General features: G+C 39.7%; 14 protein-coding genes. 9 read left to right on the forward strand and 5 right to left on the reverse strand.

What is annotated here, in order from left to right; all coding sequences use genetic code 11:
• Positions 1 to 8 precede the first annotated feature (8 nt).
• The 3 genes from BFS30_RS09620 (at position 9) to BFS30_RS09630 (ending at position 2,616) form a co-directional block, all read left to right on the forward strand.
• Positions 9 to 755 (forward strand): metallophosphoesterase, encoded by a 747-nt coding sequence (locus BFS30_RS09620; protein WP_069379092.1) that lies wholly within the window; start codon positions 9 to 11, stop codon positions 753 to 755.
• A gap of 132 nt (positions 756 to 887) precedes the next feature.
• Positions 888 to 1,772, forward strand: coding sequence for an Rpn family recombination-promoting nuclease/putative transposase (locus BFS30_RS09625; protein ID WP_069379093.1), 885 nt, complete (start codon positions 888 to 890; stop codon positions 1,770 to 1,772).
• A gap of 19 nt (positions 1,773 to 1,791) precedes the next feature.
• Complete coding sequence (locus tag BFS30_RS09630) at positions 1,792 to 2,616, forward strand: hypothetical protein (RefSeq protein WP_069379094.1); 825 nt, start codon at positions 1,792 to 1,794, stop codon at positions 2,614 to 2,616.
• 39 nt (positions 2,617 to 2,655) lie between these two features.
• Here BFS30_RS09630 and BFS30_RS09635 read toward each other — a convergent pair whose 3' ends face one another.
• Positions 2,656 to 4,008: a hypothetical protein gene (locus BFS30_RS09635; protein WP_069379095.1), complete on the reverse strand. Its 1,353-nt coding sequence runs from the start codon at positions 4,006 to 4,008 to the stop codon at positions 2,656 to 2,658.
• Between the two features lie 155 nt (positions 4,009 to 4,163).
• Here BFS30_RS09635 and BFS30_RS09640 point away from each other — a divergent pair, with 155 nt between their 5' ends.
• A complete protein-coding gene (locus BFS30_RS09640) occupies positions 4,164 to 4,466 on the forward strand; it encodes a hypothetical protein (RefSeq protein ID WP_069379096.1) in 303 nt (100 codons plus the stop codon).
• Between the two features lie 39 nt (positions 4,467 to 4,505).
• Here BFS30_RS09640 and BFS30_RS09645 read toward each other — a convergent pair whose 3' ends face one another.
• On the reverse strand, positions 4,506 to 5,246 hold the full coding sequence (locus BFS30_RS09645) for a DNA-formamidopyrimidine glycosylase family protein (protein WP_069382368.1): 741 nt from the start codon (positions 5,244 to 5,246) through the stop codon (positions 4,506 to 4,508).
• Between the two features lie 205 nt (positions 5,247 to 5,451).
• Between BFS30_RS09645 and BFS30_RS09650 the strand changes: the two genes are divergently transcribed.
• Entirely contained in the window at positions 5,452 to 6,012 is a 561-nt protein-coding gene (locus tag BFS30_RS09650; protein ID WP_069379097.1) for a ferritin-like domain-containing protein, read from the forward strand.
• 87 nt (positions 6,013 to 6,099) lie between these two features.
• Positions 6,100 to 8,241 carry a catalase HPII gene (gene katE, locus BFS30_RS09655; RefSeq protein ID WP_069379098.1) on the forward strand — a complete coding sequence of 714 codons (2,142 nt, stop codon included), beginning with the start codon at positions 6,100 to 6,102 and terminating at the stop codon, positions 8,239 to 8,241.
• Between the two features lie 103 nt (positions 8,242 to 8,344).
• Here katE and BFS30_RS09660 read toward each other — a convergent pair whose 3' ends face one another.
• Positions 8,345 to 8,803, reverse strand: a complete 459-nt coding sequence (locus BFS30_RS09660; RefSeq protein WP_069379099.1) for a ferritin-like domain-containing protein — start codon at positions 8,801 to 8,803, stop codon at positions 8,345 to 8,347.
• 95 nt (positions 8,804 to 8,898) lie between these two features.
• Positions 8,899 to 9,378: an ankyrin repeat domain-containing protein gene (locus BFS30_RS09665; RefSeq protein WP_069379100.1), complete on the reverse strand. Its 480-nt coding sequence runs from the start codon at positions 9,376 to 9,378 to the stop codon at positions 8,899 to 8,901.
• A 167-nt stretch (positions 9,379 to 9,545) separates the two neighbouring features.
• Here BFS30_RS09665 and BFS30_RS09670 point away from each other — a divergent pair, with 167 nt between their 5' ends.
• Genes BFS30_RS09670 through BFS30_RS09680 form a run of 3 tightly spaced genes read left to right on the forward strand, consistent with a single transcriptional unit; the run spans position 9,546 to position 11,639 of the window.
• Positions 9,546 to 9,998: a carboxymuconolactone decarboxylase family protein gene (locus BFS30_RS09670; protein WP_069379101.1), complete on the forward strand. Its 453-nt coding sequence runs from the start codon at positions 9,546 to 9,548 to the stop codon at positions 9,996 to 9,998.
• 47 nt (positions 9,999 to 10,045) lie between these two features.
• Positions 10,046 to 10,396: a YciI family protein gene (locus BFS30_RS09675; RefSeq protein ID WP_069379102.1), complete on the forward strand. Its 351-nt coding sequence runs from the start codon at positions 10,046 to 10,048 to the stop codon at positions 10,394 to 10,396.
• Between the two features lie 10 nt (positions 10,397 to 10,406).
• Positions 10,407 to 11,639: an RNA polymerase sigma factor gene (locus BFS30_RS09680; protein ID WP_069379103.1), complete on the forward strand. Its 1,233-nt coding sequence runs from the start codon at positions 10,407 to 10,409 to the stop codon at positions 11,637 to 11,639.
• Between the two features lie 50 nt (positions 11,640 to 11,689).
• Here the strand turns inward: BFS30_RS09680 and BFS30_RS09685 are convergent, their stop codons facing one another.
• Positions 11,690 to 12,445, reverse strand: coding sequence for an SDR family oxidoreductase (locus BFS30_RS09685; RefSeq protein WP_069379104.1), 756 nt, complete (start codon positions 12,443 to 12,445; stop codon positions 11,690 to 11,692).
• Positions 12,446 to 12,455 lie beyond the last annotated feature (10 nt).

Here is a 12,455-nt window from a genome sequence, read left to right on the forward strand (position 1 = left end):
TTGAACAAATGAGGATACAGATTATAAGCGACCTACATCAGGAGTTTGGGATTTCAGACTTAAACTTTGAAAATGCGGATTTAGTTATTTTAGCAGGAGATACGAATCTTGGAACAAAGGGGATTGAATGGGTTAAAAAATATATTCCGAACAAGCCTGTAATCTATATTCTTGGAAATCATGAATATTACAAGGGGACTTATCCAAATACACTTCATAAAATCATTAAGGCCTCAATTGACTCGAATGTAACAGTTCTTGAAAATAACAGAATTGAATTTGATGGAATAAGATTTCATGGGGCAACCTTATGGACTGACTTTTCTTTATTTGGGAATCCGGTTGAATATGGAATGATCTGCCAGGGGAAAATGAATGACTATAAGAAAATCCGTAGAGATCCGTCTTATTCGAAACTGAGAACGATTGATACTTATAAGATCCACCAGATTTCGAAATCCTGGCTGGAGGAAAGCCTTGAGGAATCTAGCGGTTATAAGAATGTGGTCATTACCCATCACGCACCAAGTATAAATTCAGTGCCTGAGTTGTATAAAAATGACCCAGTATCTGCTGCTTATGCTTCTAATCTTGAAGAATTGATTTCAAGATATAAACCCATATATTGGATACACGGGCATATTCATACACCTGTAAGGTATAAAGTCGATCAGACAGAAATTGTATGCAATCCACATGGATACCTTAACGAAAAGTATAATGGTTATGAAAAGGAACTAATAATTGAAGTATAGTATAATGACGATTATAAGTATCAAAAAAGAAATAAAATATACTTAAAGCTTTTTAATCTTGTTTATTTAATTTATTGAGATAAATATTTAACTTTAATTTGTTTTATTTATTAAATAGCTATAAGTTAGCCTATGACAGTTACTGCTATAGGTTCCGGTACCATATCCCGATTCATCAATCCACTTACAGATTTTGGTTTTAAACATCTTTTGGGGAGCGAACCCAATAAAGACATCATGATTGAATTTCTAAATGCTATTTTTTCTGGACAAAAGAAGATTGTGGATTTGGTTTTTAGCCCTACGGAATATGCAGGAAGCACCGAGATGTATAGGAAAGTGTATTTCGATCTGATGTGCACAGGGAGAGATGGCGATCAATTTATTATTGAAATGCAGTGCAGGAAACAGGAATTTTTTAGCGATCGATGTGTCTACTATTTATCCAGATTAGTTAGCGAGCAGCTTCCTAAAGGAGAGTCCGATTGGAATACCCGGCTTAAGGAGGTTTATTTAATCGCGATATTGGAATTCAAATTCAATAACAATGATGACGATAGATATTTGCATGATATCGCATTAATGAATAAAGATACCGGCAAACTTTTTTATGATAGGTTAGGGTTTAAATTCCTGGAATTATCTAACTTCGACAAAGAGGTACATGAATTAGTGTCAGATTTAGACAAGTGGTTTTATATTCTTAAAAACATGAGTCGGCTGGAAAAGATACCGTTATACCTCAATCAAGGAATCTTTAAAAAGTTATTTAAAATCGCAGAGGTGAGTAAATTAACAGAAGAGCAACGGAAACTTTATGAATCCAACTTAAAAGCAAAGTGGGATTATGAGAATAGTATCGCTTTTGCTAGTAAGGAGGCGAGAACTGAGGGTGAAGAGAAAGGACGGCAAGCAGGAATATTAATTGCTGCACAAAAATTCAAACAGACAGGGATACCTCCGGTTCAGATTTCGGAAACTCTTGGACTTTCGGTTGAAGAAATAGAAAAACTATAACTATTCTGATCTCTATAATATGTATAAATATCCAATTCTGTATTTACTGATATTCATTTGCAGTTTTGCCAAATCGCAAAATATTTATACTGCTTTACAATTGAATCAGGAAAGAGAATATAAAACTCGTAAACCTAAAAAGATATTGGAACACAATACTTTCTACAATGATTCGGGTAAGGATATTTTTAAAAGTGTTAAAATATTTGATGATTCAGGTATGCTCTTAACGGAAGACAGATTTGACAAAGACGGGGCAATGTCTGCTAAACTGACTTATAAAAATGATACTGTAAATAGAGTTGTTTTATCAAGGATCTTTGAAAGATGGACTAGAATTGGTCGCTTTTTGGAAACTGCAACCTATAAATATTCCCCAACAAATGCCTTAATCAGTATTTCTGATAGCGCCGAAAACGGGAGTCTAATTAGCTTTTCTGAAATAACCGTTAATGACCAGGGGCATCCGATAGCATTAAAACTATTTGATGGAAAGGGCAATCAATTTGGTGTAGAACGGGCAACTTATATATACGATAAGAACATGGTGATTACTACTGTTTTCAATCCGAACAATGAGTTGTTATCCACGAATACCACAAAAATAAGCTTTAAAAATGCCAGTAAATTTCCATTAGCTGAAGAGCTATACAACGATAAGGGAGATTTGATATCCGGGATGAGAAAAACTTATACAGGCCTGGAGAATTCCCATGAAAGTGAATATACCTACGATTTGTATGGGAATTGTACAGAATCGCGGAATTACTTAATCAAGTCAAAAGGAAAGGGGAAAACTAAACGTATCATTCAAAGCGTTTTTAAAAAGGAGTATTCTTACTAATCATTGTATCTCTACGTATTTCTGTTGTCATATCAATATCTAATTCTCTAGTAGCAAGCTTAATACATTGGTTTGCTGCCAAAATACAAGCAATAAACTCAATAATAAGCAATACCAGAGGATATCCGTTGGCTGCTTTGGCTTAAGCCAGAACAGCAGAATGGCGAAAATAGGAGTGCCAATCAGGTAACTCAAAAACAGAATAAAGACCTGTATGAAAGCAGGAGAATAATTATCAGGGATTATTGTCGAAATAACCAATTGTATAAACCAGGTTAGAATTGGTAGTCCCAGACAAATTAAAACCTTGTGCCAGGTTTTCATGTCTGTTACATCATTCGGATTGTTTTTGTAGTTTTTCCTCAATCGTATCACGATTGCAATGCAAAGTCCAAGCAGCAGTGCAAGCTGAGCTCCTTTAAATATGCTGGTCTCTTTTCTGGTATTTACGCTTTTTGAAGAAGTTAGCTTAGACGAGGTAAATTCTTCGATCCGGGTGGTTTCTCCTTTATCAAAGGTCTTTTTGATGATGGCGTTCCGGGATGGATCAACAAATGTCCAGACAGAATCCTCTATGCCATTTTTAAATTGACCATCGATCAGAACCTGATCCTGATTTTTTCTTAAAAATTTCCCATGCAGACGGCTTCCTTTAAACATCAGATAATCCTGATAACGGGCTGTTTTTATGGTCAAATGGTTGACCTGTTCAGGAGAGATCAAAGGATATTGAACATTCAATTCTGCCAGAACTCTTTGCTCCAGATCTTTCAAAACCTGGTTCTTATTAAAATCATCATACTTTACAGGTTCTCGGCCTATCCCGATTTGATCCACCTGAACAGCAAGTAAGGTATCAACCTTATAAAACTTGATGCCCGGATCTACAAAGTTAGTATCTGGTAAATGCTTTGGCGACGGAAACAATACATATTGTGGTTGCTCAAAATATAATGACGGCCGTGGCATAGAGGTGGCACAAAACGAGAAGAAGGCAACCAGCCCTACGAGCTGTGGATTGAAATAGCTTCTTTTTGGAGGGCGAGATTGCAAATGCCAGCTCACTGGTAAAACGATCAATGCAAACAGATCGTTAGGGTCTATTGTTCGGTCAATTGGAAATACATATAGGCTAAACAGTTGAATGAACGGATCTGAATAACTGCTTTTCCAATAGATGAAAAATAAGGCAGTCAAAATGTATACCGTCTGTTTTCTCTTAGGGAATAAGACCGACCAGAATATAGGGAAAATAAATAATCCGCAGAGGTCTGAAAGTTTTCCGGTTAGCGAATTGTGAAAAGCTGATTTGAAGTAAAAATCGTTAAGCAGCAACAGAAATAAACAGATAAGGAACGGAGTCGAAGTTAGCGGTTTGAGGTTTGTTGACATGCCTGATTTTTTAGCTTCGATAATTAATACTCAAAACAAATTTTAGTAACCCTCAGGGATTTGGTTAAAACACTTTGTAAATCTGTTTGTTTATCTGTCTGTATTAAAGACTTAAACAATAACCAGATGATTAACGTAATCTAAATTATATAAAAATGAGCGAAGCATTTAACATTAAAGTAGGGTACGGCGAAAAGGAGGTGACTTTGACCATTCTTCCGGATTCGAAAGGTAATTATAAAGTGATTTATTATGGAGGCATAATGGGCGGTGTTTTCTATAAAGATGGGGATTGGGAGCTGATCAGTGTGGAAGAACTGGAAGCTGGTGATCTTCCGGTTTATATTCCAGATTTAAAAGGAGAGCGACTGGAAATTGTGCTGGACGAATTTATAGTCAATGCAATCGGAGATGAAATTGAATTGTACTATGATGGAAATCCGCAATTGAAAAACTAGACGGGCAAATTTGCCTGAAGTTACCCTTCTGTTATATGATTACGTGGATTTAACAGGTTTCTGGCAAATGCTACAAAAAAAAGTCCTTCTGTTGGTCTTTCCGAGGTACAGCTTTTCTATCGGATGACCAAGAGGGCATATCTTTTTGGTGTGTACCAGCCAGTGTTTTTTCAGGACATATGCTTTCTTCCATTCCAGAAAATCAAAACTATATTGCCTGGCTTCTTTGATCAGTGCGCTCAGTTTAACTGGCGAAATTGCATTTACCTTAGTTAAAGGGTGTACGCGTGTACGGTAAAGAACTTCGTTTTTAATGATGTTCCCGACACCTGAAAATATATTTTGATCTAGCAGGATATCACAAATCAGGGATTCTTCTTTTTGTTTGATTTTCTTCCTGGCCAGTCGGGGGTTCCACTGATCAGACATGACATCGGCAGACCAGTCGTAGGTATCATCCGGATTACCTTCAATAAATTTTAAAGAACAGGTGTAAAAATTAAGTTCCGCATTTTCAAAGATCAGGCTCAGCCGGACCGGGGTTTCTTTACGTTCATTAATGCGGTAAGTACCAAACATCATGAAATGCACCCGAAGGCTGAACCCTTCAAAGCAGATTAGGAAATGCTTTCCCCAACTCCTGAAAGCCAGCAGGGTTTTGCCGGACATTCTTGCGGCATCGATGCTGGTATTACCCAGGACTGCCAATACTTTAGTGCCCTCGAGTTGGAGTGGCTGCACTTGTTCTTTAAGTATAACTATTGATGGACCTTCTGGCATGTTTTTTATTTTTTGTGACCCCGAGCCAGGGAGGGTGTTTGTGTTGGACTTGCTTAAACAAAAAATAAGTAACCTTAAATTTTGTTTAGTAATAGATTGATAAACAGATGAATGTGATGTTTGTTTTAAAAAATAAAACCTTTTATTTTTTAAAACAAACCCTTTTTGAAAAGGTTTATATAACACATTACCTAAAAATAGAATTATGGAAACTACTGCAAAAACACAAGCAAAGAAGAAATCAAAAGCTTCTGGGTTGACTGGGAAAATGAAAGATTCAGAATTCCATGAATTTTTTGTTGATGAGTTAAAAGACATTTATTGGGCAGAGAAAAATCTGGTAAAAGCTTTGCCTAAAATGAAGAAGGCTTCTACCAGCCCGGAACTTGCAGCCGCATTTGAAAAACATACAGGAGAGACTCAGACACATATTGAAACACTGGAAAAAGTGTTTGCTTTACTGGAGGAAAAACCTGTTGCCAAGAAATGTGATGCAATGGCGGGTTTATTGGAAGAGGCCAATGGTGTAATTGAAGATACGGAAGAAGGAACGATGGTAAGAGACGCCGGATTAATCCTTGCCGCTCAGAAAGTAGAACACTATGAAATTGGTACTTATGGTACACTGCGGACATTTGCTGAATGTATGGGACATACGGAAGTAATGGATTTGCTTCAGCAAACGTTGGATAACGAGAAAGCAACAGATGTAGCTTTAACGGAAGTGGCGGTAGCTTCAATTAATGAAGCAGCTGCAGCAGAATAATTTTCGCACGATCATACTGAGCCTGGATATTTTATCCGGGCTCATTTGTTTATTACACACCTATACCTAACTGATTCCTGACTCGCTATGAAAAAACCGACAGTACCCAAAGGAAGTTCAAAAAAAGAAGACCTAATCCCTGATACAAGTGACGGAACAGGCAAACTTCTGACTACAAATCAGGGTTTAAAAATTAATGACGACCAAAACTCGCTGAAGGCGGGAGAACGTGGAGCCACCCTGCTGGAAGATTTTATCCTCAGAGAAAAAATCACACACTTTGATCATGAACGGATTCCGGAGCGAATTGTACATGCCAGAGGATCTGGAACTCACGGAGTATTTCAATTGTATAAGCCTCAGTCTGCTTATACCAAAGCAGGCTTTTTAAATGATACGAATATAGAAACACCGGTTTTTGTTAGATTTTCTACAGTGGCCGGCTCGAGGGGATCTACTGATCTTGCCAGAGATGTGAGAGGGTTTTCTGTAAAATTTTATACACAGGAAGGCATTTACGACCTGGTTGGCAATAACATGCCGATCTTCTTTATTCAGGATGCAATTAAATTCCCGGATCTTGTTCATGCGGTTAAGCCGGAACCAAATCATGAAATGCCACAGGCTGCTTCTGCACATGATACATTCTGGGATTTTATTTCATTGATGCCGGAATCTACACATATGGTGATGTGGCTGATGTCTGACCGGGCGATCCCCCGCAGTTATAGAATGATGGAGGGATTTGGAGTACATACTTTTCGCCTGATCAATGAAGAAGGAAAATCTCATTTTGTTAAATTTCATTGGAAACCATTGTTGGGTGTACATTCGGTAGCCTGGAATGAAGCCCAAAAAATTTCAGGAAATGATCCTGATTTTCACCGTCGTGATCTTTGGGAGGCCATTGAGGCAGGAGCATTTCCGGAATGGGAATTGGGGATTCAGGTGATTCCTGAAGAGGATGAGCATAAGTTCGATTTTGACTTACTTGATCCTACTAAATTAGTACCGGAAGAATTGGTGCCGGTGCAGCGGATTGGAAAAATGACGCTGAACCGAAATCCGGATAATTTCTTTGCAGAAACGGAGCAGGTGGCTTTTCATCCGGGGCACATTGTTCCTGGAATAGATTTTACAAATGATCCGTTATTACAGGGACGTCTTTTCTCTTATACCGATACTCAGCTATCCAGGTTGGGAGGACCGAATTTTCACGAGATTCCAATCAACAGGCCAATATCACCGGTTTATAATAATCAAAGGGATGGGCATATGCGGCAAACGATTGATGCGGGACGAACCAGTTATCAGCCGAACAGCATCAATGGGAATTCACCGTTGCAGGCTAAAGTTTCGGAAGGCGGTTTCAGCTCGTATCAGGAAAGAATTGATGCGAAAAAGATCAGAGAACGTAGTCGCAGCTTTTTTGATCATTTTAGTCAGGCCAGCCTTTTTTATAACAGTCAGTCGGAAATAGAAAAAAATCACCTGGTAGATGCATTCCGTTTTGAGTTGGGAAAAGTGGAGATCGAAGAAATTAGAAAGCGCATGTTGGGCATTCTGACACAGGTAGATGCCGGATTGGCTAAACGTGTAGCAGAAGGACTTGGATTAGAGGTTCCGTCTGGCCCGCAAAAACCGGTTAACCATGGGGTTCCGGCGGATGCAGATCAGCAGAAATATGAGCCTGTTAAGGGAAAAAGTACGCTGAAATCCAGTGCTGCATTGAGCATGAAGGATACACCAAAAGACACGATAAAGAGTAGAAAAATTGCAATTCTGGCTACCGATGGGGTTAACGGAACGGAACTCAATGCTTATAAGAAAGCCTTGGAGGCTGCGGGTGCAATGGCAAAAATTGTAGCTACCCATAATGGGCATATCAAGGATGATGCTGGAAAAATGCTCAAAGTAGACTTTACATTCCTGACCACAGCATCTGTTTTATTTGATGCCGTGTATGTTCCCGGAGGAAAAAAATCTGTAGCGGCGTTATTGACAGAAGCAGATGCCATTCACTTTGTGGAAGAAGCTTTCAGGCATTGTAAAGCCATTGCGGCAAACGCAGATGGAGTTCAGCTATTGGAGCATTCAAAAATCCCTCTAAAAGACAAAAATGCTGCTCAGAATGGGGTGTTATTAAACAAGACGGCCAGGGATTTTGAAGAGGCAATTAAACAACATCGCTTTTGGGAACGGGAGAAACCCGCAAAAATTCCTGCGTAAAAAAGGTTCAGGAAGGGAGGCGAAGTAAACAAAAGGAGGTATCATAATTTATGATACCTCCTTTTGTTTTTATCGGATAGATTCTTCTTTAAAGAATGCCCAACTATTTGGCAACTTGGTCTCTGATTGCTTTAATCTGGTCGTGGGCTGCTTTTTGAGCAGTTTGCTGACTGGAGATTAGCGCTACAAGATGACCAGCTAAACCTTCTGTTTCCAGGGCCATTTTATAAGCACGTTTTGCGGCATCTTCTCCAAACTCACAATTTTCGAGTACTGTTTCGCGATCATGGCCTGTAAATACAGCTTTTATATCCATCCAGGCCCGGTAAATCTTACCCGAATTGGTAGTTCCTGACTCTGGTTCTGCTCCCAAAACCTGAACTTCTTTGGTTAAGTCCGATTTATTATTCTGACTAAGAACAATCATTTCGGCAAATAAGGACCTTAGGTCATTGTCTTCTGTCTTGAGTTCTTCAGTTGCTTTTTGGTATCCAACGATCCTGTCATTGTTAATTTCAATAAGGTCATTGAGCACTTCGATGTTTACTGTGTTGTTTTCCATGTTAATAAGTGTTGATGTATTAAAATAACAGCTTACTTCAGGGAAGGTTTCATTTATTTAATTTTAGCTCGGTATGGAAGAGCAGGCCGGACTATTTACCGATCCTGTTCTAATAGTTCAATTGCGGTTTCATTTCCTTGCTGTGCGGCGAGGTCAAACACTGATAAACCTCTTGAATCAAGTAGCGTCTTATCTGCTCCGTGTTGTAGAAGAAGTCTGACCAGCTCATTCCTTCCAAACATAGCCGCAAACATCAGGGCTGTTCCACCGTTTCCATGTTGAAGGTTCAGGTCTGCACCATGGGCAATGAGCATTTCGGCAATATCAGGGTAACCTTTAAATGAAACTCCCATGAGCGCAGTGTTGCCGCCCAGATCTTTAGCATTGACATCTGCACCGGCCTCGATTAGCGTTTTTGCAGCATCATAACGATTATTATATGCCGCAATAATCAGGGGAGTATAGCCTTTCTCGTCCTGCTCGTTTACATTGGCGTTGTTTTGTAATAATCCGATGATTTGGTCAACATTACCTGCTCTGGAAGCATTGATCAGTTCGTGAGTTTGATTATCCATGTAGGGTTATATTTAAGGTTTAAATTTTGAAGTATTGAGGTGCTAGCTCAACATTTAAGAAGGGGAAAAGGTTTCCGTTTAAAAAAAATCAGAAAAAAAATAAAATAAATTGTCCAATTCTAAAAGTCCGTTTGTCTTAGGGTTATAAAATCAAAAATTATAACAAAATGGAAAAGAGAATAAACATCTTCGCAAAAGGACAAAACGCATTAAAACCACTTTTTGAAATGTCAGGTTACCTGAAACAATCGACTTTAAGTGTGGAACTCATGCACCTGATAGAATTCAGGGTATCCCAAATCAACCAATGTGCCTATTGCCTGGACATGCATTACAAGGATGCAAGGGCGAAGGGAGAAACTGAACAACGTTTGTATGGTCTGAGTGCCTGGAGAGAAGCACCTTATTATACCGAAAAAGAAAGAGCCGCGTTTGAGTGGGCCGAAGCGGTTACTGCAGCCCATGTGCCGGATGAAGTTTATCAGGTGGTAAAAGACCATTTTTCAGAACTGGAGCTGATTGACCTGACCATGGTGGTAACGACGATCAATACCTGGAACCGTCTTAATCTTTCCTTTCCAAATGTACCGGGAACTTATAAAGTTGGTATGTTTGGCTAATCATTTCGTTTTTTTATATTACTGGCATCACCCTAAAACAAAAATATATGAATGATTTTTTATTGATTTTCAGAAGAGATTTTACAAATAAGGAAGCACAGCCTTCCCCGGAAGAATTACAAAATTCGATTAGTGCCTGGCAAAATTGGTTCGGCGGGATTGCTGCCCAGAATAAATTGGCGAGACCCTTACAGCGTTGGGATATTGCCGGTAAAGTGGTAAAATCTGATAAACATGTGATTAACGGACCCTTTGTAGAAATTAAAGAGTCTATAGGTGGATTGGTGATCATCAAGGCAGAAAGTTATGAAGATGCGGCAGAGATTGCCCAGGGTTGTCCTATCCTTGAACTCGGTGGAAATGTAGAAATAAGGATGGCTACAGAACCTGAGGGATAATTTGTTTAAAATGAAGGAGCAGGAACTGATTCCGAATTTATTCAGGACGGAGTATCGAAAAATCGTTTCGGTACTCTGTCGTTTGTTTGGTATGGCACATATTGAGATCGCGGAAGATATTGTGAGTGATACTTTCCTTGCTGCGACGGAGTTATGGAGCACCAAAGGAGTGCCGGAAAACCCAACGGCATGGCTGTATACCGTTGCGAAGAACAAAACTAAAAACTATTTAAAAAGAGATTCGCTGTTCCAGCAAAAACTAAGTCCGGAGATTCAGTACCACACGGCTAATACTGAGGAATTTGAACTTGATTTATCAGTCAAGAATATTGGAGACAGTCAGCTTGCGATGATCTTTACCGTTTGCAATCCGCAGATATCTACTGAATCGCAGGTGGCGCTGGCGCTTAACTTGCTTTGCGGTTTTGGCATTCAGGAGATTGCTGATGCTTATCTGACCAATAAAGAGGTGGTGTATAAAAGGCTTAACCGGGCGAAAGAGAAGTTGAAAGAATTGAACATCAGTATTAAACAACCGAGTATGAACGAGATCAATCTGCGGATGGATAACGTTCTGACGACTCTGTACCTGCTATTTTCGGAGGGGTACTATTCGACAGCTCAGAATATCACGCTTCGAAGAGACTTTTGTACGGAGGCAATGCGACTGGTACATTTACTGACTGCCCATGAGATCACGAATCTTCCAAAAGTTAATGCTTTGCTTTCTCTGATGTGTTTCCACGCCTCGAGGTTTGATGCCCGTTCCGGTCAGAATGGGGAAACTATTTTATATCAGGATCAGGATGAAAGCCTTTGGAACGGAGCGCTTATTGATCAGGGTAAATATTATTTGGGCTTATCTGCTGCAGGTAATCAGTTTAGCAAGTATCATCTGGAGGCAGGTATTGCTTACTGGCATACCCATAAAGAGGATACACTGGAAAAATGGACACAAATTCTTCAGCTTTACAATAACCTGCTGATTGTAGAATATTCGCCCATTGTAGCTTTAAACAGGACTTTCGCGCTGGCGAAAGTTAATGGAAAACCAGCTGCGATTGCTGAGGCCGAAAAGCTGAAACTTACGGATAATCATTTTTACTATTCGTTGCTCGGTAACTTATATACGGATATCGATAATGAGTTGGCTTTACAACATTATAAACAGGCATTAGCGATGGCCATTTCGAACGCAGACAAGCTAACAATTAGCAGGCACATCCAGGAATTAGGCTTATAATGATAAAAGCGTTGTTTAACACTAAACAACGCTTTTATTTTGGTTTATTATTATCTCAGATTACCTGGCTTGCGAATCCATTCTGCATAAGTTTCCTGGCCTAGACGGGGATGATCTCCCGGAGTAAGTGACTGATCGTTGATTTCTGCACCGAAATATGGAGCGTGTACATCTGCCACCACCTTGCGGTTATCATTTTTAAGTTTGAGGTATTGTCTGACGATTTCATCCAAAGCAATCTTTTCAGGACCAGCAACTTCTGTTGTTCCATTCAATGCTGAGCCAAGGGTGATATCGGCAAGTGCGGCAACAACATCGTCTGAGGCGATGGGTTGGAACAGGGCAGGGGATACATGGATTTCATCTCCCTGAATTCCGGATTGTGCAATGCCTCCCACAAATTCAAAAAATTGTGTAGCGTGAAGGATGGAATAGGGAATTCCGGATTCTTTTATCAATTTTTCCTGCGCCAGCTTTGCCTGGAAATAGGTGTTTGCATTTGGACGATCTGTACCGACAACTGACAGGGCAACATGGTGTTTTACGCCTGCGATTAGTTCTGCAACGGCAAGGTTTCGTCCTGAAGTTTCGAAGAATTCCAATACTGCATTTTGTTCGAATGAAGGAGAGTTAGATACGTCGACTACAACCTCAGCTCCTTTTAAAGCTTCATTAAGCCCTTCGCCTGTAATGGCGTTAACTCCTGTACCCGGCGAGGCAGCCAATACTTCATGACCTGCTTCGCTTAAGGTTTTTACCAGTTTTGTTCCGATGAGGCCGGTGCCTCCGATGACTACAATTTTCATGTGCTGATTC

It is taken from the genome of Pedobacter steynii (assembly GCF_001721645.1).
Taxonomy (GTDB): Bacteria; Bacteroidota; Bacteroidia; order Sphingobacteriales; family Sphingobacteriaceae; genus Pedobacter; species Pedobacter steynii_A.